Origin of the sequence: Halobacteriovorax sp. DA5, from assembly GCF_002903145.1 — a bacterium.
Classification (GTDB): Bacteria; Bdellovibrionota; Bacteriovoracia; order Bacteriovoracales; family Bacteriovoracaceae; genus Halobacteriovorax_A.
On sequence record NZ_PPDJ01000002.1, the window covers coordinates 642,433 to 659,839 of the forward strand.

Below are 17,407 nucleotides of genomic sequence, written 5' to 3' on the forward strand. Positions count from 1 at the left end.
TAATTGTCCTAAATAAGTCAGAATATTGTCAATTAATCTTATGGCACACAGCAAGACCAACAAAAGGACGTCAAATGCTCATTCTTGGAGTTGATTTAGAAGGTATTAACGAAAATCTAACGCAAAAAGGTGTAAACCTTGAAGTTGACCGCGTTACGGAAATTGGAGCAGTCCTTTGGGATACACGCATCAACTCTCCAGTAAGAATTTTCTCAGAATTAATTGACGAGAAAGACCGTCTAAAGCTTACAGAAGAAGTCATTGAGCTAACTGGCATTGATGAGCAATTACTTGCTGAATGGGGCCGCAAGGGTGATGAAATCAAGATGGCCCTTGAAAGAATCGCACTTCTGATGAAGAAGGCCGACTATATGATGGCCCATAATGGTGCAAAGTACGACAAGCCAATGCTTACGGCCATGTTTAAAAGACATGGTATTGAGATGCCAAATAAAGTTTGGATTGATACTCAAGAAGATGTTGAGTACCCAAGAAAAATTACTCATAAATCAATGGCGCTTCTTGAGCACTCACATGGATTTATTAATCCATTCCCTCACCGCGCCGTAACTGATGTTCTAGCGATGCTAAAGATTGCTTCTCACTACGATTATGCACGTATGGCAAAGCTTGCTAGTGCACCTAAAGTTAGAATCGTAGCGGAACTTAAGGCGCCGAATTGGAAGAATCGTCAAGAAGTTGAAAAATTCAATACGATCAAGCACAAGGTTGCTCGTGCAAGATTCCAGTGGGATCCAAATGAAAAAGTTTGGTCAAAGATAGTTTCTCAAGTTCATATTGATGAAGGAAAACTTCTGTACGACTTTGATTGGAGACTTTCATAAGATATTCCACTCGAGCACTACCACCATATAAATTTCGACCGGGAGTGAATCCACATCCCTTGAAGTCTGGTGGCCATATGGAAGAAAGCGGCGAGCCTCAAACAGCTCGCCTAAGCTCTAGTGAAGCTTTTAAAGATAGTGAAGATTATCTGTATGCCATTGACTTGGTAAACCAAGGATATTTCTGGGAGGCCCATGCCTACTTAGAATCCTTATGGAATGAGCATAATCGAACTGATGACTTTGCCATTTTATTTAAGGCCATCATTAAAATAGCAGCAGGGCTATTAAAATTAGAAATGAAGCAAGAAAGTGCATTTAAAACTCACTTTGATCGCTGCCTTGAGCTACTTAATGAATTAAATTACGAAGTTTTTTGCGGAATAGAAATCGAAGATCTAAAAGTCTTGGTTTCTCATATGCTCGGCGAATCTTTCGAAAGCACCCCAGAGTTCTTTATCAAACTCAGGCTTTAAATTCTTCATATCCATGGCCTTTCTCATGCAATAGAGCCACTCATCTCGCTCAGCAAAACCAATCTTAAATGGAAAATGACGCTTTCTCATACGAGGATGGCCGTACTTTTCAATATAAAGACTAGGGCCACCTAACCAGCCAGATAGAAACATAAAAAGTTTCTTATTAGCACTTTCAAGTGAGCTTGCGTGAATAGCGCGACACTTGGAAGCCTTTGGGTCAGTATCCATGATCTCATAGAAGTTATTAACAAGTTCTTGAACGCCCTCGGCGCCACCTAATTTATGATAAGGAGTCATTTTTAATTTTCGAATAAGGAATTCTGGTAGTTTGATTTTCATAAATAAAAAAGGGAGTCGCTAATACGACGACTCCCCTCTTTATATATCACTAGTTTTGGATATTGTTAAGTAGGCGATAAGCTTCAATACGTCCAGACTTAGCTTTTGTGATAAGTCCTGCATTTGGTACTGAAGTTGAATAAATTCTTTCTTTAATTTGAGAGAAAGTTAGCCCTTCTTCTTTTGATAGTAGAAGTCCAAGTACCCCAGAAACCATTGGCGTTGCCATTGAAGTTCCAGACATCTTCTTATAACGATCACCTGGTACAGTTGAAAGAATATTTGAACCTGGTGCAAATACGTGAACTGTATCTTGTCCGTAGTTAGAAAAAGATGAACGGTTACCTTTACCATCCATTGCACCAACAGTGATTACGTTTTCAACATCGTAATTTGCTGGGTAAGTTGGTCTTGCATCGTTGTCAGCTGAAGAGTTACCAGCAGCAGCTACGAAAAGAACGCCTTTATCACGTGCATTTTGAATCGACTCTTTAAGTGCTTCAGAGTACTCTCCTCCACCCCAAGAGTTTGAAAGAATTTTTGCACCATTTGCAACAGCGTAGTCAATTGAAGAGATTGCATCAATTGTTTCCCCTGAACCACTGTCACTTAGGAATTTAATCGACATAATTTTAACATTTGCCATAACACCCATGATACCAGTTCCATTGTGACGAGCACCAATTACACCAGCACAGTGAGTACCATGAGAGTGACCGTCCATTGGGTCACCGTCTTTATTTGCAAAATCGTATCCATAAACATCATCAACAAATCCGTTTCCATCATCATCAATTCCGTTTCCAGCGATTTCACCTTCATTCTTCCAAGTGTTAGCTTTTAGATCAGCGTGAGTATAATCAACACCTGTATCAATAACTGCAACAACTAGATCGCGATCACCTGTTTCAACATTCCATGCAGCAGTTGCATTGATGTCTTCACCAGCTTTTCCTCTTGAGAACCAACCACTAGAGTTGCGTCCGTCATTCATTAATCCCCATTGCTTAGAAAATTGCTCATCGCGATTTTCTGTTAATGAAGCATCATTATGTTGAGGAGCTGAAAAATCATTTAAGTTAATGATCCAGTTCTTCTCAACATACTCAACTGCTGGGTCTTGAACAAGGCCTTCAAAATTTTGCTTAACAACAGCAAAAGTACCAAAGCTTAGTTTTCTAACCTGAGCATCTGCCATATTCGTGTTAACAAGAGACTCGAAACCTGGCTTTAGTTTTACAATGTAACCATTGAAGTTTTGAGCTGAAGCGCTCAGCGCACATGTCATACCAAGTGCAAGAAATAATTTTTTCATGAGTTATCCTTATGTTCATCCGTGATCAAAAGTAATTCGGTAAAAAAAATGATTTCATTTTAATTTTCTTAAGACAAGTTCAGATTACAGGGTGTAAGAAGTTGTTACAATACCCGACTTTTCACATTGGTCTTTTAAACCTTTTCCTACTTTATTGATTTAGGTATTATGAAGGGCAAATTATAAAAGGATTATAAATGTCAGATTCGACTGAAACGAATAACGTTCAAAATAAAAATGAAAACCCGTTCATCAACATTCTCTGTAATGTTGTTATTCCATCGGTGATACTTACAAAATTTTCAGGGCCTGAAGAACTAGGTCAAGTAAATGCTCTGATCATCGCCCTTGCCTTTCCTCTTTTATATGGAGCATGGGACTTTATCTCTAAAAGAAAGTTTAACTGGATTGCGGCCATTGGTCTTGTGAGCGTTCTTCTAACAGGAGGAATCGGCTTATTGGAATTAGATCGCACATGGATGATTGTAAAAGAAACTGCTGTTCCACTTGTAATTGGTCTTTTTGTACTTGCTTCTCAATTCACAAAGAAGCCACTTATTAGAACTTTATTTGAGCAAATTTTTGATATGGAAAAGATCCACCTTGCTTTTGAAGCAAGAGGTTTACACGACGACTTCAAACAAAAGATTCACATTGCAGGATTCTACTTTTCTTCAACATTCTTTCTTTCAGCATTTTTAAATTATGTTCTTGCGGCCATCGTCCTTAAAGGAGCACCAGGTACAGTTGAGTTCAATGAAAGCTTGGGAAGAATGACAGCTCTTAGCTTTCCAGTAATCTCTGTGCCAACTTTAATAGTAACAGTCATTATTATTTTTACTCTAGTAAATTACATCAAGAAACAAACACAGCTTCCATTAGAAGAAATGGTAAAGCAGCAATAATAAATGTAAATGAGGGATTATGAAATTTAATCAACTTGGAAATACAGATATAAAAGTTAGTGAGATTTGTCTTGGAACAATGACATGGGGTGAACAAAATACCATTGAAGAGGCCCATGAACAACTTAATCTAGCGCTCGACTATGGAGTTAACTTTATTGATACAGCAGAAATGTATCCAGTTCCTGGTCAACAAAGTACATACACAAAGACAGAACAATTCATTGGCAAATGGGATAAGATGCAAACTCACAGAGACAAGTTTATTCTTGCTTCTAAAGTTGCTGGCCCTGGATCAATGGATAGCTACATTAGAAATAGTGACATTAGAAAGATCGCCTTTTCAAAAAGTGATATTAAAACAGCTTGCGAGGCCTCTCTAAAAAGACTTAATACAGAATATCTAGACCTCTACCAAATTCACTGGCCATCGCGTGTGACAAATTTCTTTGGCCGTCTAAATTACGAGCATATCACTCCTGAGATTGAAGTGAGCTTCAATGAAAGAGTCGAGGCCATGGATGAGCTTATCAAAGAAGGAAAGATTCTTCACTGGGGATTATCAAATGAATCACCATGGGGAGTTATGAAGTATCTTGAAGCGGCCAAAGAAACAAATATTGCACGCCCAGTTTCAATTCAAAATCCATACTCTCTACTTAATCGCTCATTTGAAGTTGGTCTTGCAGAAATGGCAATTCGTGAGAAGGTTGGATTACTTGCTTATTCACCTCTTGCTTTTGGCGCGCTCTCTGGAAAGTATCTAGATGGAAAGAGACCTGCAAACTCTCGCCTAACTAAATACGGTGAATACTTCACTCGCTACTCTTCAGAACATGCACAAAATGCAATCAGAGCTTATGTCGAACTTGCTAACGATGTTGGACTCTCACCTGCAACTCTTGCACTAGCTTTTGTGAACAAGCGTGAATTTAATACATCAAATATCATCGGTGCTACGACAATGGAGCAATTAAGAGAGAACCTTGCCACAAGTGAAGTGACTCTTGATAGCGACACTCTGAATCGCATTGAGGAAATACACAAGGTGTTTACTATACCTTGCCCATAAGACTGGCACTTTCTGCCACTCACTCCACTAAGTTCTTGATTTAATTTAATTTGATAAAATCTAGAACAAGAACTTATGTGGAGGCGTTCATGTTTTCAAAATTTAAGCAAAAGAGTGAATTCGATCTTGGCAAACAAGAGCTTGCAAAAATCTTCTTTGAATTAGAAGAGTTTGAAGATGCACCTCTTAAGATGGCCCTTGCTAGTTATGAAAACTTAAAAGCAGGAACAAAATCCACAGAAGACTTCTTCTACTACCTAATTGAAGACTCAATTTTTACTTCCCTATACGCTACATTCTATGAACGCATTTTCATGGCCATCAATCAGTATCCGGAACGTGCACTTGAATTAGTTGAGAGCTTTAGTTCAGATGCAGATGAGAGGGAGCAAGTTATTGCAACTCAAACTCAGCAGCATCTGGCCTTTGTTGAAAACTACGGAATGTGTAGCGGATGCGGTTCATGTGAATACCACCAAGACGTTGCAGAGCTTATCGCCTATTATCAAAAGGGTGATATCGACTTCTTTACTGAGTTATATATCGGTATGCAAACAATCCAATTTGCCATGGAATACTTTCTTTACGATTATATTCCAAGTGATCCTAAACTTGTTAAGCTTACGGCCCCTGCCCTAATGCAAAACTGGCGTGAATTGATCTACAATTACGCTAAACTTAAAGCGCGTGAGCTTTAGGCCATAAACTTACAAGTTCTATCTTTAAGCTAGATAAAATTGCATAAACTAAAACTCCTTAATATCATTAATAGGATTATAAAAAGGAGTTTATAATGAAAGTACTAATTAGTTTACTAATGCTTCTGCCTGCTTTCGGTGCAGGACTTCAAATTGGAAATGATCTAGCTTCCAACCCTGTTGAAGGGAGTATCCGCTTAACATGTAATGACAGAAATCAGCACCAAATTCGCTACGTAAATTGTAGTGCAAATTACTTAAGCCCATCTGAGTTTTCAAGCTTTGTTCTAGACGAAGGTGAAAGAGTTGATGCAGATGAAGTAACTCTATACTACAAGGACCACAAGGGACGCAAAAAATCGAAGTCATCTTCATTTGATGCTGAAAAAGGTGAAAGTTCAAAGAAGTTCAATCTTTGGATCTACACTCTACTTCAAAGGCCACTACTTAACTACTACGGTGAAAATGAAATCGAGTACAAGCTAGAAAAAAATGGACGCGAAGTTGCTACTGGAAAGTTCATTGTTAATGTTGAAAAACAAGACACAAAGTACTGTCAAAGCGCAAGCTACTGGTCAAGCAATATGGATGACTGTCGCTTCCCACAAAACTTCTGTGCTCGCTACTTCCGCGATTACAACTACTGCCAATAACCAAGCAAAATACAAAGCCTCCAGTCCGGAGGCTTTTTTTATACTCGAAATATTTTGATTTTGGTTCCAGGTCACTTTTCGTTGACCGAACGTAAAGGAAAAGCGCCAGGAACGCTTATTGCTCCCTCCGGCCAACGATGGCTGACAATCTATTTATTAAATGGAAACCAGCCGTTTCTTTTTAAAACTTTTATGGCAACAAAAATATAACCCCAACTAAAACCTTCAATAAGAAATAAGACCCAAAACGGAGAATCTGAGGTATTTCTATAAATATAAGCCCATAAAAACATCACTGACGTAGCAAAAGCTGCTACGATACCTAGAGGTATCATGAGCTTTGTAAAGACTTCTCTCTGGTCATTCATTTCTAATTACCACCACATTAGATTTTGGTTCCAGGTCACTTTTCGTTGACCAAGCGTAAAGGAAAAGCACTAGGAACTCTTATTGTAGATTTATTTATCACCACAGGGAGGGTTATATTTGTCTCTTATTTGGCTTTCAAATCCCCTTATTTGTTCATCAGTGTAACCTGTCATGTCACGATAGCAAATTCTTAAGACGCCACTACAATTCTTATCCCAACAATCCCTTCTGTCGTGGTCACTAATTCTTTCATTTATATTTGAGGACATCCCAACATCTTTTACATAATGCTTATTATCTTTTGTACAAATAATTGTATAAACTCCAGCTACATCAGGAAGTTGATCGGCCTCATCTAAGTTTATACAAATAAATTGTTCTTCTAGTATTTTCATTCAAACTCCTTGTAGTTTTGCCAATGGGAAACTGCCAAGAAAAGCAATTTCTTAGAATACAGATGTATTTTTTGGCAAATATTAGGCAATTTTAGATTTCTCCCATGCTTTGGTTATCGCTAGAAATCTATTTGTTGGCTGCGGATATTTTATAGCTTCAATGAAATTCCAATCATTAGAAAATGTTATAGTCTTAATTGAATTATCATCCTTGTATTTTAGATTAATTCTAAGGTGCAAGAGAGGCTTAATTTCAATTACCTTATCCCAATTAATTTTCCTCCCATCTATGACAATGCCGTTCTCTGAAACTTCAACTTTATTGTAATAAAACAAGGCCCTTGCAAACACGAAAAGGCAAAAGAGTTCGATCACAATCCCAATAATAATAAAACCAAAGAGATCTTTTAAACGTTCCTCTTTTAACCCAAAATAGACTGCAACCAGTACCATACCTAAAGGAGCCAAAGTAAATAAAATGGGGAATAGAAAACGATCTCTAAAATATTCAATTTTTGTGGTCTTGTATATCATTACCTTCCCCCACCAAGAGCAGTACATACACCACCATCTTTATGATGATTTTGGTTCCAGGTCACTTTTCGTTGACCAAGCGTAAAGGAAAAGCACCAGGAACTCATATACCATGTACGCTTATACTGAATCATCTTTAACTTCATCTAACCCCTTAGGAATAATTCGATAAATCATATGTGCAACAAAACCACTACACATAATTAAAGCTGAAATAACTTTAGACAGACAAGGTACAGTGAAAAGATATATTCCTAAGCCCAGTAACAAAAACGCAACAATCAATAAAGCTCTATCAAGTCTAACAGGAACCATCCCCTTATACTTCTTCTCACACACACCACAAGTTTGAGGCTCTTTAATCGCATGTATCCAAGAGATAGTTCTTGTCTTACAATTTGGACACGCAAGAATCGAGAAATCTTTAAATCGTGGCTCCTTAACAAGCCTTAAATCACCATCAAACTCAGTTGGTATGCCCCACTTCTCATACTGTCGGGAAACTATATAAATAAAGATAAACAAGAGAGCTAAGGCCAAATAAATTATCAGAATTGTGTATATTCCCTTCTTTGTATCAAGTAACAAGAAGCTAAATATAAAGCAGCATAAGAGATAAGCAATAAGAAGTGTATTCTTATCCCTCTCTTTTTTATCAGTTATTTTGTTTGAGTATTTTGAAATTAGCTTAATTGCATAATTTACAAAGATAGAGATAAACAGATTTATTATCAAAAGTATAAGTAGATCATGATGTAAAAACTCAGGTGTGAATTGTTTTATTAATTCAATGAAGCTTTCGAAAAAATTAAATATCATAGATATTTAGCTACAACTTTTGCCAAAACAGTTATGAATGAATCTCTTTCATCAATTTGATAATAGTTATTAAACTCATAACTATCTAACTCCATCTTTTGATTCTGAGATTCAATATCCTTAAGATTTAAATCACCCAAGATAATACTCTCAATATCCTTAAATACCTTTTTCTCATTATCACAAAAATTATTATCTAAATGTCCAATTGTACGAACCATGTGTAAAACAAAAGACTTTCTGGCAGGAGTTTTAATTAAATCAAGCGCCTCAATATAGTTACCAATAGGCTGACTAAAGCTTTGTCTTAAAACTTCAATGTCTTCCTCAGTCGCATTTAAAAGCTTATGAGAGTTTAATTCATCTATTTTTTTCTTAAACCACTTCTCTTCTGATGAAGAGACGACGCCATCCATATGTATAAGACTTAAGACTAACTTCCATACTTCTAGTAGTTCTTTATCCATCTAGCTTCCTCACAAAAATCATTATAGATAAATATCGGAATAAAAAAGTAGAATTGTGAACAAAATCACAGGCCTTAGCGAAACACCAGAAACATAAATTAACTAACTGAAATTATGAAATAAAAAAGCCTCCAGTACGGAGGCTTTTTTAGCAGTTGCGAAACCAAAGGTGCATGGCACCCTTACACGCGGTAAAGAGAAGCGGCCCAAGTAAACCCAGCACCGAATGCAGCACTTGCCACAAGCATCCCTGGCTTTAGAACACCTTCTTTCATTGCATCGTGCATTCCTAGTGGAATTGTCGCAGCAGTTGTATTTCCATATTTTTGAATTGTATTGAAAACTTTCTCTTCAGGAATTCCCATCACCTCTGCAACTTTAGAATTGATTCTTAAGTTTGCTTGATGGAATAAGAAAACATCAACATCATCAACTGTTACACCATTCTTGGCCATAAGTTTTGAAAGTGCTTCAGTCATTCTTTTTACAGCATGAACAAAAACTGTCTTTCCATTCATTTGTGGGTAATGAAGTTTTTCATCAAACATTTCTTGAGAAAGTCTTTCTGTTGAATCAAAACCAGTTCCTGCAGCAGGAAGCCACAGCTCCTTAGCATATTTTCCTTCACTATGAAGAGAAGCATCGATAAAGCAAGGCTCAGTCTTCTTATCATTAACTTCTGTTGCACTCATAACAATTGCACCAGCACCATCACCAAAAAGAACAGAAACATTGCGTCCATCTGGAGTTTGATCTAGACCTTTTGAATGCACTTCTGCACCAACAACAAGAATATTCTTATTTGATCCACTAACAATAAATTTATCGGCAACAGTCATGGCATAAAGAAAACCAGAACACTGTTGACGTATGTCGATAGCAGGAATTTCTGAAAGACCTAGCTTATCTTGTAAGAAACAACCTGTTCCTGGAAAGTCAAAGTCAGGAGATAAAGTTGCTAAAATGATCATGTCGATATCTTCTTTTTTGATACCAGCATTTGCGATGGCCTCTTCACTTGCCTTAAGTGCAAGGTCCGAAGTTGAAGTCTTTGCATCAACCCAGTGACGCTGCTCAATTCCTGTTCGCTGAACGATCCATTCATTTGAAGTATTCATCATCTCTTCGATATCTGAATTTTTAAAAACTTGTGGTGGTACGTAAGAACCCACTCCAATAATTTTACTTGCCAATACAGCCATAGTATTTCCTTTTCATAAATTTTCTTACATCTGAACTGGTGAATGATATCTTTTCAATTTAACACAAGATTCGCATATGCGATAGAGAGCAGACTTACAATTTTATTTTTCTTAAATTGCCCCGATACAATTTTTATGGGCCAATTCTTGCTCGGTTTTTTTATTGGCCAAGATATGTTTTCTTGTTAACATAGAACTATTCCAAGGAAGGAATTAAAATGACTAAGCTTAGTCACCTTATGGTGTTTATTTACATTCAAATGAGTTTTAGCGCATCTGCTGCATACAACTCAACCCAACTGACGAATCACTCTTACTACCCAGAGGATACAGCGCAGTTCATCTCTAATACTCTTAAAAAAGCCAACAAGAACAGTTTAAATACTTCTCTTAAGATAAAAGAAAAGCTTAGAGAAATATTGGTTTCTGCTCATATTAGAACACCAAATAAAAATGACTTACTTGCGGCCGATTGCTCAGGAAAGAAAAATTGTTATCTTCAAAGAACGCCAAGAAATTACAAAGAAGCTAGAAAGTATCTTTTTGGTGATATCTATTTACAGACTTCATCAAGAGGTCTCTATGTAAAAGATGTTTACTGTAACCAAGATGTCACAGAAAGAGATGGTGTTGGAAAAATGCAAATTCCAAATCATCAAGTAATCAACTGTGAACACAGCTGGCCACAATCAAGATTTAATCCAAGAGAAGATAAGAATACGCAAAGAAATGATTTGCACCACCTTTTTCCAGCAAACTCACGTGCTAACTCTTCTCGCAGCAATCACCCATTCGGTGAAGTAATTGGTAGAGTTGTTAATTCAAATTGCCAGGATTCTCACATTGGAGAAGTAAACTACGAGAATGAGACAACGACTTCATTTGAACCACCAGAAGAAATCAGAGGTAATATTGCAAGAGCACTATTCTACTTCTCAACTCGCTATAATCTTCCAATTGATGAGGCCCAAGAATTCTATTTAAGAAAATGGCACAAGGAAGACCCTGTTGATACTTTTGAAGAAAGTATTAATAACAGAATCTATGAAATTCAAAATAGTCGCAATCCATTTATTGACGACGAAAACCTAGTTGATGCTATTAAAGATTTTTAAATTTTCCATTATCGCATTAGTACTCACTTCATGTGCTACGAAGCAAAAACCAGTGAAGCCTCTCACTCAAAGAGAGAGGCAGCTACTCTATTATAAGAAACTTCGTGCGGCAAAATGGGAAGAAATCACTAAAAAGCGCAAACAGCAAGAGCGCAGCTATCACAGAGACACTAAAATCACGATTAAAACGAAAAGGCAGAAACCTGCTCCTAAAAAAGTTTCACCAGTAATTCCTGTTGATCCTAATGAGCAGAGAATCGAGATTGAACAACTAATTTCATTCCATTGCATTAAAGAGAGAATGGATAATTGTGATGAATTATCGACTAAAATTTATGAGAATTGCCTCCAAGAGTTTAACCCTGGAGACAAGAGACTTACATACTGTGTAACAAAAGCACTAAAGTAGAGATTAGTTACCTACCTTCTTATCAGAATTATCTCCAGACTTTTCAAATTCTTCTAACTCTATTTCTGCTTTCTTTCTAAGTTCTTCTTGTTTTTTCTTTAAGGCCTCTTTCTGCTTACGTCTCTCCGCGAGATCACGAACTACATTTACTCGTTCAGCACTAGGCCCACCTGCTTTCCCAGCTTTTCCTCATCATCCTCATTTGTCTTTTCTGTTTTCTTTGGCTTTGGCCTTGAAAAATGCCAATAAGCCTTCACAAGCTCCTTGGCCTCTTTTTCTTCTAGCTTTAGTCTTTCTTTTAAATTCATTATTACTCCTTGCCAAAATATTTTGGTAGTCATCAGTACTTATATTTGGCCATATGAATCAATTCACATCAACTTAAGTTAGTTATAGATTTCCAAACTCAGTTAAAATTAACTTTGTGTTAAGTTTTTCAATTATTTTTAAACATTAGAGTCTGCTTATTGAGTAAAATAAAGATCAGATGTATAATTCTAGAACATGAAGAGTTTAGTTATAAATACCATTGTAAATGCGAGTGTCGATGAAATTTTGAATAATTTCAATGCAGATACTATGCAAGAAGCAACACCTCCTTTTATCAATTTGGAAGTTCCACGCTTTGATGGTAATTCAGTTTCTGATCAGACTCATCTAATTACTTCGATCCTTGGCCACTACCAATCTTGGGTAATCGAAGTCACTCAAAAGAAAGAAACTTCTGATGGGATCATTATTCGAACAGAGGCCATCGAAACTCCATTTCCTTTCACAATGTGGATTCATACTTATCATATTCGCGATATTGGAAATGGGAAAACTAAGATCACTGATAATATCAAATATAAAACAGAAAATTTTGCATTTGATTTACTCATTTACCCAATTATCTATTTCATTATGTACTACAGAAAGCCAATCTTAATGGATAAGTACAATAAAGAACTAAATATTTAAACTATGGCCAAGAGAAATCATTGTCAAAAATGTCAACGTCCACAAGGGCTGTGTCTATGTCACACAATTGAAAATGTGACATTAAAAAATAAATTGATTATTTTCCAAGATGAAAAAGAGGCCCTTCATCCGTTCAATACAGCGAGGTTGGCCAAGCTAGTTGCACCTGATATTGAACTTGTCTCAAGTGAAAATATCACAGAAGAACGAATCCAAGAAATAAGAGAGACAAGGCCATTTCTACTTTTTAAAAATGAAAATTCAATCCCATTAAATACTGAAAATATTCACTTACTTCAGAGCAAGAATATCGTCGTTCTTGACGGTACGTGGAAGAAGGCCAGAAAAATCTATCATACTTGGCCGGCCCTAAGTGAGCTACCATGCTATCACCTCGAGCTAGATGATCAGAAAACAATCTATCAAAGTATTCGAAAGTCATGTGGTGAAACTCACCTCTCTACACTTGAGGCCATCGCTGTAACTCTTGAAGTCCTTGGTGAAATAAATGAAGTACAAGTTAAACAATTTTTAGCGCCATTAAAAGAGCTTATAAAACAGCAAGAAGCCTTCCATCAAAGACCTAATTAATGCTATCATGATTCAATGAAAATGATTCTAAGCCCTCGAATTAGCGATCTTGATCAATGTCCATATTTAAAAGAAGAGATGGAACAACATGAGTTCTTCTTTAGTTCAGAGTTAAGTGATACCGAACTAGACTTTCTACTTGAGCGCGGCTGGCGTAAATTTGGTCAATTCATCTTTAGACCTTTATGCCCAAATTGTCAGAAATGTATTCCAATACGAGTCGAGTTAAAAAAATTTTCCCTCTCAAAAAACCAGTCAAAATTTTTAAAGAGAAATCATAACAAAGGTTTACAGGTTAAGTTTTCGCCGCTGCTATATAGACAAAAGCATTTTGAAATCTATCGTCTGCATGGACAAAACCGCTTTGTCGACAGTATTGATGCTACAATTATTGATAACGAGCTACTATTTAAGGAAACGTTTTATCGCTTTACAGGAACTCAACTTCTTAGCGAAATATTTTTCGAAAATAAACTCATCGCTTTTGGAATTTTGGAGCAATCCCAAAATGCTTTAAGTAGCGTTTACTTTTGTTACGATCCGAGTTTTGAAAAAATGAGTCTTGGGCATCTAGGCGCCCTTGCTGAAATTATCCATGCAAAGAATATGGGACTTGAATATTACTATCTCGGTTACTGGATTGAAGAAAACGAATTTATGAAATACAAGTCTCGATACATGCCTTATCAGCTCTATGACTGGAGTTCGAAAAGTTGGGAGAGCTAATCGACGATATAGCGAAAAGTTAAGTTTATTCTTTCATCAACTTGCTTTGCCGTTTTATTGAGTTGATGTTTCCAATTATGTTGAAGTGCTCCTTTCATAATCAAAAGACTTTTATCTTCCAAATTAATTTCAACTTTTTCTATAGACTTATCAAAACGATGCTTTAAAACAAACTTACGAGACTCTCCGAAAGATGCCGATGCAATTACTGGATTTCTTCCAAGGCTTGCCTCATCGTCACTATGCCAAGCTGCATAGTCGGATCCATCTCGATAAAGGTTACAGAGACACCCATTGAATTGATGCTTCGTTATCTTTTCGATCTCTTCTTTCAAAACACTAAGTTTGTCATTCCAGTCGATACGGGGAAGTATTACACCAGAATAACTATATTCCTTATCATCACTATACCAAGCATGGAGCCTTGGTATTGCATGTGTTTTTCCATATAGTGTGATTTCACCTTCTTGCCATTTAATTGAATTTCTCAAGTCATCAAATTCAATCTTAGTCTTTGCAAAGAAATTAGGATAGTAAATCGCAGTACCACCTTTTAGATCGTAAACGACTTCTTCATTTTCATTTGTACCAAAGAGATCAAATTGATTCATCTATTTCCTAAAATTACCTAAAATTCACTAGAACTCACTAGAACTCAAAGTTAAGCAACCCTAAGTAAGCCGTGGCCGCATCAAACTTATACCCATCAATATTATATAAAGAATAGCCTAATGTTAAGTATGGGTTCCATGCTGCAATCTTAAAATCCATTCTCACACCAAGATCACTAATTGTTGTATCTAAATTATAGCATTGGCCACCATCACAAAAATCAGTCTCTCCATAGTTAAACGAAGAATAAGCACCAAGACCAAACCCACGAGTAAGCATATATGTATAAGATAAATTCACTCCTGCACCCGAATATTCAATCTCATTTAAAATATCATAATCAAAACCATCTTCTAATGTAATAGAATCTGCTTCCATTGTACGGATTGAAAGGCCAATACGAAATTTATGATTATTTATTTTTTTAACGCCACTAACAGCAAGCTCACTACCAACTAAGTGTAAATCTGCGCCATAATAATCAACAGTAGAAGAAATAGCACTGATTCCTAGTTGAACCTTTAGGTTATCTTTACTGCTTTCAAGCTCAGGGGCAATCATCACTTTAGTACTATTAATATCATTATGTAGCTGTTGAGTTGTTGCATCTAACTCCTGCTTTGGTGCTTCGACAACTACTTCTTGTACCAGCACTTCCTCTTTTTTAGGACTGAGTGATTTTGCGATTTCCTTTGCAAGCTCTTGCTTTACAAGCGAACGCATCTGTTCATCTTTGATTGTCGCATTGATTTTTTCAACTTGAGTATTATACTCTTCTAAAGATAGGCCAAATGTTTGAGTAGATAATGCCAAAATAAATATTAAAGATAAAACTCTCTTCACTTCTTCCCCCATGCTCTTATTTCCATATATATAAGCAACCTAGAGGCCAAAAAATTTCATACAATTCTAGCAACTTAGAAATAAGCATTGCACATTTTCTAAACAAAAAGACTAATCTTAGAACAATTTTAAATATTGAGAGCGAAAAGATTCTAAACGCCACGAAAAAGACACGGCCAAAAAAGCGTAAAAGATGCCTAAGTATCTAAAATTGCAATAAATCTTATATAATACTAAGGGTATGAACTTAATTTCGATAAAATACTCTTATAAGCTGAGGAGATCGCTATGAAAATGGCAAGCGGACATTTTATAACTATAAAGAAGTTAATTATAACTCTTGTATCATGGTCGATGCTTTTGACTCCGATGGCCTATGCGCAAGAACAAACTGAAGTAAACACACAGGCCCAGTCACAAGAACAAGTCCAAACTCAAACTGAACAAGAAGACGGCCGCACAGAAGTTCAAAAAAAATCTGACCCGAATTACTGTTATCACGATGGTACAAATCAGAAGTGTGATGGAGGTAATGTTTATAATTGTCACCTTGAACAATGTGTAAGCGCTAATGATAATAAAAACTACAATATGGAATACCAAAATTGTGGGATCGATGAAAAATGTCAGGAAGATCTAAAAGCTGATGCAAAGCTTTTTACAAATCATAAGACAAGTGGACCAAAAGGAGCATCTGATACGATGAGCTACCTTGCTGCCGCTGCACAAGTAGGTCAAGGATGTGTTCTGCTTTTTGGTGGAATGTGCCAGTCAGATGGAATTGGGGCCATGCTTTCAGGTGCAATAATTCTTGCGGTAGCTCTCATGTCGGCCATGGGTGATGGTTATAAGAAAAAATTTAAAAGTTATAAAGATGCTCTTGCTAAACTTGATGAGAACGATGAAAAAGCATGGAACCACCAAACACAAAGAGTTGCTCTAGAAACAGAAGTTCAACTTTTAAAAGATATGGAAAAGGCGGCCCAGGATAAAATGAAGCATCATAAGAGAATTATGATGATGATTACAATCTCAACAGCGATTGCGGCCATCTGTGCTGCACTTACAATTTTTGGCTGTCCAGCTTCAAATCCGTGTACCTACTGGGTACTAGGGCTAGGTGCAGTGGCCCTTATGCTAGAAAACCAGGCCCTATCCACAGCAAAGAAGGCCCACAAAAGTGCAAAGAGCGCCAGAGAAAAGACAGAGGTTGTTCTTAAGAAGCTTATGGCCCGCTATAATAACCAATACAACCCTGCTTCAAGCCAGAAGACATCAGTTGCTAGTGCTATGGCCACACCAGGTGCTCAAGGACTTGGAATGAATAATAACCAAGAAACATTTGATGTTGATGAAGTGAAGTCAGAAAAACTTAAAACAATTCCAAAGCTTGATATTAAAATGGGATCTCTTGGAACGACTGGTGAAACTTTTGCAAATACAATTGGACTTAGTGAAGTACAAGGCGGATACAACAAAACAAAGAAGACTGGAAATTCTAAATATGTAAATGAGGCCCTTGATAATAATGCCGCTAAAATTAATAAAGCAGCTAATCGCGTCCTAAAAGCACTGGCAAAATCAGACAAGACAAACGATAAGGCCAAGAAGGCAATCAACGCGATTCTTAATCCAGCAGCGAATAAAAGATATCTTGCCGATACTCTTGCTGGACACGTATCCCCTGTTCAAATGGCACTGAATTACAGAAGGGCCGGTGGGACAAATGCATCAAGAGATATTGCAAAGAACTCTCAAGAGCTTGAAAAAGGAACAGGAGAAGGACTTGCTGTAGCTTATGACCCAGCCTCTAAAGACTATCTAAATAAACTTAAAAATCAATTAAATGGTTTTGAGAACTTACTTGATAGTGATGATGGTGTTATGGCGCTTTCTAATTATGACCCTACAGTAAATGAAGACGCTGTTGAACAATTAAATGACGACGAGATCATTGAAGATAAAGGAACAATCCACAAGGACTCAAAGCTGTCCCTGTGGAAAATTATTTCAAATCGTTACAATGTAATTAAATTAAAAAAGACACTAGAATAATTGA

At 36.7% G+C, this 17,407-nt stretch carries 23 protein-coding genes; 12 read left to right on the forward strand and 11 right to left on the reverse strand.

The genetic code is table 11. The features are described 5' to 3' along the window. Window positions 1-74 precede the first annotated feature (74 nt). Window positions 75-845, forward strand: a complete 771-nt coding sequence (locus C0Z22_RS06315) for a 3'-5' exonuclease (RefSeq protein WP_103217495.1) — start codon at window positions 75-77, stop codon at window positions 843-845. Between the two features lie 77 nt (window positions 846-922). Beyond that, a complete protein-coding gene (locus C0Z22_RS06320; protein WP_103217496.1) occupies window positions 923-1,321 on the forward strand; it encodes a DUF309 domain-containing protein in 399 nt (132 codons plus the stop codon). On the opposite strand, the gene C0Z22_RS06325 is transcribed toward C0Z22_RS06320, so the two are convergent. Both C0Z22_RS06325 and C0Z22_RS06330 read right to left on the reverse strand, forming a co-directional pair. Next, window positions 1,244-1,663 carry a group II truncated hemoglobin gene (locus C0Z22_RS06325; protein ID WP_199177527.1) on the reverse strand — a complete coding sequence of 140 codons (420 nt, stop codon included), beginning with the start codon at window positions 1,661-1,663 and terminating at the stop codon, window positions 1,244-1,246. The genes C0Z22_RS06320 and C0Z22_RS06325 overlap by 78 nt on opposite strands. A gap of 49 nt (window positions 1,664-1,712) precedes the next feature. Beyond that, window positions 1,713-2,978, reverse strand: a complete 1,266-nt coding sequence (locus tag C0Z22_RS06330) for a S8 family peptidase (RefSeq protein ID WP_103217497.1) — start codon at window positions 2,976-2,978, stop codon at window positions 1,713-1,715. A 197-nt stretch (window positions 2,979-3,175) separates the two neighbouring features. On the opposite strand from C0Z22_RS06330, the gene C0Z22_RS06335 reads away from it, so the two are divergent. The 4 genes from C0Z22_RS06335 to C0Z22_RS06350 all read left to right on the forward strand — a co-directional run bounded on the left by C0Z22_RS06335 (window position 3,176) and on the right by C0Z22_RS06350 (window position 6,306). Further along, window positions 3,176-3,883: a VC0807 family protein gene (locus C0Z22_RS06335; RefSeq protein WP_103217498.1), complete on the forward strand. Its 708-nt coding sequence runs from the start codon at window positions 3,176-3,178 to the stop codon at window positions 3,881-3,883. Between the two features lie 19 nt (window positions 3,884-3,902). Next, window positions 3,903-4,955: an aldo/keto reductase gene (locus tag C0Z22_RS06340; RefSeq protein ID WP_103217499.1), complete on the forward strand. Its 1,053-nt coding sequence runs from the start codon at window positions 3,903-3,905 to the stop codon at window positions 4,953-4,955. 89 nt (window positions 4,956-5,044) lie between these two features. After that, the gene (locus tag C0Z22_RS06345; RefSeq protein ID WP_103217500.1) at window positions 5,045-5,653 is read left to right on the forward strand and encodes a hypothetical protein; all 609 of its coding nucleotides are present in this window, start codon (window positions 5,045-5,047) and stop codon (window positions 5,651-5,653) included. Window positions 5,654-5,748: 95 nt separating this feature from the next. Continuing rightward, window positions 5,749-6,306, forward strand: coding sequence for a hypothetical protein (locus C0Z22_RS06350; RefSeq protein WP_103217501.1), 558 nt, complete (start codon window positions 5,749-5,751; stop codon window positions 6,304-6,306). A 149-nt stretch (window positions 6,307-6,455) separates the two neighbouring features. Here the strand turns inward: C0Z22_RS06350 and C0Z22_RS06355 are convergent, their stop codons facing one another. The 6 genes from C0Z22_RS06355 to C0Z22_RS06380 form a co-directional block, all read right to left on the reverse strand. Next, complete coding sequence (locus tag C0Z22_RS06355; RefSeq protein ID WP_103217502.1) at window positions 6,456-6,674, reverse strand: hypothetical protein; 219 nt, start codon at window positions 6,672-6,674, stop codon at window positions 6,456-6,458. A 90-nt stretch (window positions 6,675-6,764) separates the two neighbouring features. After that, the gene (locus C0Z22_RS06360) at window positions 6,765-7,070 is read right to left on the reverse strand and encodes a GIY-YIG nuclease family protein (RefSeq protein ID WP_103217503.1); all 306 of its coding nucleotides are present in this window, start codon (window positions 7,068-7,070) and stop codon (window positions 6,765-6,767) included. A gap of 81 nt (window positions 7,071-7,151) precedes the next feature. Continuing rightward, window positions 7,152-7,604 (reverse strand): hypothetical protein, encoded by a 453-nt coding sequence (locus tag C0Z22_RS06365; RefSeq protein WP_103217504.1) that lies wholly within the window; start codon window positions 7,602-7,604, stop codon window positions 7,152-7,154. 120 nt (window positions 7,605-7,724) lie between these two features. Continuing rightward, on the reverse strand, window positions 7,725-8,192 hold the full coding sequence (locus C0Z22_RS06370) for a hypothetical protein (RefSeq protein WP_233189701.1): 468 nt from the start codon (window positions 8,190-8,192) through the stop codon (window positions 7,725-7,727). 227 nt (window positions 8,193-8,419) lie between these two features. Continuing rightward, window positions 8,420-8,890 (reverse strand): hypothetical protein, encoded by a 471-nt coding sequence (locus tag C0Z22_RS06375; RefSeq protein WP_103217506.1) that lies wholly within the window; start codon window positions 8,888-8,890, stop codon window positions 8,420-8,422. A 182-nt stretch (window positions 8,891-9,072) separates the two neighbouring features. Further along, entirely contained in the window at window positions 9,073-10,092 is a 1,020-nt protein-coding gene (locus C0Z22_RS06380; protein ID WP_103217507.1) for a 3-oxoacyl-ACP synthase III family protein, read from the reverse strand. A 218-nt stretch (window positions 10,093-10,310) separates the two neighbouring features. On the opposite strand from C0Z22_RS06380, the gene C0Z22_RS06385 reads away from it, so the two are divergent. After that, window positions 10,311-11,207: an endonuclease I family protein gene (locus C0Z22_RS06385; RefSeq protein ID WP_103217508.1), complete on the forward strand. Its 897-nt coding sequence runs from the start codon at window positions 10,311-10,313 to the stop codon at window positions 11,205-11,207. A 52-nt stretch (window positions 11,208-11,259) separates the two neighbouring features. Further along, the gene (locus tag C0Z22_RS06390; protein WP_233189702.1) at window positions 11,260-11,616 is read left to right on the forward strand and encodes a hypothetical protein; all 357 of its coding nucleotides are present in this window, start codon (window positions 11,260-11,262) and stop codon (window positions 11,614-11,616) included. A 146-nt stretch (window positions 11,617-11,762) separates the two neighbouring features. Here C0Z22_RS06390 and C0Z22_RS16000 read toward each other — a convergent pair whose 3' ends face one another. Next, window positions 11,763-11,924, reverse strand: coding sequence for a hypothetical protein (locus C0Z22_RS16000; protein WP_158246838.1), 162 nt, complete (start codon window positions 11,922-11,924; stop codon window positions 11,763-11,765). A gap of 196 nt (window positions 11,925-12,120) precedes the next feature. On the opposite strand from C0Z22_RS16000, the gene C0Z22_RS06395 reads away from it, so the two are divergent. The 3 genes from C0Z22_RS06395 to C0Z22_RS06405 are packed head-to-tail and all read left to right on the forward strand — an operon-like array spanning window position 12,121 to window position 13,893. Continuing rightward, a complete protein-coding gene (locus tag C0Z22_RS06395) occupies window positions 12,121-12,576 on the forward strand; it encodes a hypothetical protein (protein ID WP_103217510.1) in 456 nt (151 codons plus the stop codon). Between the two features lie 3 nt (window positions 12,577-12,579). Next, window positions 12,580-13,167: a tRNA-uridine aminocarboxypropyltransferase gene (locus tag C0Z22_RS06400; RefSeq protein ID WP_103217511.1), complete on the forward strand. Its 588-nt coding sequence runs from the start codon at window positions 12,580-12,582 to the stop codon at window positions 13,165-13,167. 15 nt (window positions 13,168-13,182) lie between these two features. After that, window positions 13,183-13,893, forward strand: coding sequence for an arginyltransferase (locus C0Z22_RS06405; protein ID WP_103217512.1), 711 nt, complete (start codon window positions 13,183-13,185; stop codon window positions 13,891-13,893). Here the strand turns inward: C0Z22_RS06405 and C0Z22_RS06410 are convergent. Beyond that, a complete protein-coding gene (locus tag C0Z22_RS06410; protein ID WP_103217513.1) occupies window positions 13,890-14,504 on the reverse strand; it encodes an alpha-ketoglutarate-dependent dioxygenase AlkB in 615 nt (204 codons plus the stop codon). The genes C0Z22_RS06405 and C0Z22_RS06410 overlap by 4 nt on opposite strands. Window positions 14,505-14,541: 37 nt before the next feature. Beyond that, window positions 14,542-15,348 (reverse strand): hypothetical protein, encoded by an 807-nt coding sequence (locus tag C0Z22_RS06415; RefSeq protein ID WP_146037822.1) that lies wholly within the window; start codon window positions 15,346-15,348, stop codon window positions 14,542-14,544. A gap of 288 nt (window positions 15,349-15,636) precedes the next feature. On the opposite strand from C0Z22_RS06415, the gene C0Z22_RS06420 reads away from it, so the two are divergent. Then, complete coding sequence (locus C0Z22_RS06420) at window positions 15,637-17,403, forward strand: hypothetical protein (RefSeq protein WP_103217515.1); 1,767 nt, start codon at window positions 15,637-15,639, stop codon at window positions 17,401-17,403. The last annotated feature ends 4 nt before the right edge of the window (window positions 17,404-17,407 follow it).

Bases quoted from the DNA above. Each gene is read 5' to 3' on its own strand.
- C0Z22_RS06315 (WP_103217495.1), top strand. From the start codon at position 75: ATGCTCATTCTTGGAGTTGATTTAGAAGGTATTAACGAAAATCTAACG.
- C0Z22_RS06320 (WP_103217496.1), top strand. From the start codon at position 923: ATGGAAGAAAGCGGCGAGCCTCAAACAGCTCGCCTAAGCTCTAGTGAA.
- C0Z22_RS06325 (WP_199177527.1), bottom strand. From the start codon at position 1,663: ATGAAAATCAAACTACCAGAATTCCTTATTCGAAAATTAAAAATGACT.
- C0Z22_RS06330 (WP_103217497.1), bottom strand. From the start codon at position 2,978: ATGAAAAAATTATTTCTTGCACTTGGTATGACATGTGCGCTGAGCGCT.
- C0Z22_RS06335 (WP_103217498.1), top strand. From the start codon at position 3,176: ATGTCAGATTCGACTGAAACGAATAACGTTCAAAATAAAAATGAAAAC.
- C0Z22_RS06340 (WP_103217499.1), top strand. From the start codon at position 3,903: ATGAAATTTAATCAACTTGGAAATACAGATATAAAAGTTAGTGAGATT.
- C0Z22_RS06345 (WP_103217500.1), top strand. From the start codon at position 5,045: ATGTTTTCAAAATTTAAGCAAAAGAGTGAATTCGATCTTGGCAAACAA.
- C0Z22_RS06350 (WP_103217501.1), top strand. From the start codon at position 5,749: ATGAAAGTACTAATTAGTTTACTAATGCTTCTGCCTGCTTTCGGTGCA.
- C0Z22_RS06355 (WP_103217502.1), bottom strand. From the start codon at position 6,674: ATGAATGACCAGAGAGAAGTCTTTACAAAGCTCATGATACCTCTAGGT.
- C0Z22_RS06360 (WP_103217503.1), bottom strand. From the start codon at position 7,070: ATGAAAATACTAGAAGAACAATTTATTTGTATAAACTTAGATGAGGCC.
- C0Z22_RS06365 (WP_103217504.1), bottom strand. From the start codon at position 7,604: ATGATATACAAGACCACAAAAATTGAATATTTTAGAGATCGTTTTCTA.
- C0Z22_RS06375 (WP_103217506.1), bottom strand. From the start codon at position 8,890: ATGGATAAAGAACTACTAGAAGTATGGAAGTTAGTCTTAAGTCTTATA.
- C0Z22_RS06380 (WP_103217507.1), bottom strand. From the start codon at position 10,092: ATGGCTGTATTGGCAAGTAAAATTATTGGAGTGGGTTCTTACGTACCA.
- C0Z22_RS06385 (WP_103217508.1), top strand. From the start codon at position 10,311: ATGACTAAGCTTAGTCACCTTATGGTGTTTATTTACATTCAAATGAGT.
- C0Z22_RS16000 (WP_158246838.1), bottom strand. From the start codon at position 11,924: ATGAATTTAAAAGAAAGACTAAAGCTAGAAGAAAAAGAGGCCAAGGAG.
- C0Z22_RS06395 (WP_103217510.1), top strand. From the start codon at position 12,121: ATGAAGAGTTTAGTTATAAATACCATTGTAAATGCGAGTGTCGATGAA.
- C0Z22_RS06400 (WP_103217511.1), top strand. From the start codon at position 12,580: ATGGCCAAGAGAAATCATTGTCAAAAATGTCAACGTCCACAAGGGCTG.
- C0Z22_RS06405 (WP_103217512.1), top strand. From the start codon at position 13,183: ATGAAAATGATTCTAAGCCCTCGAATTAGCGATCTTGATCAATGTCCA.
- C0Z22_RS06410 (WP_103217513.1), bottom strand. From the start codon at position 14,504: ATGAATCAATTTGATCTCTTTGGTACAAATGAAAATGAAGAAGTCGTT.
- C0Z22_RS06420 (WP_103217515.1), top strand. From the start codon at position 15,637: ATGAAAATGGCAAGCGGACATTTTATAACTATAAAGAAGTTAATTATA.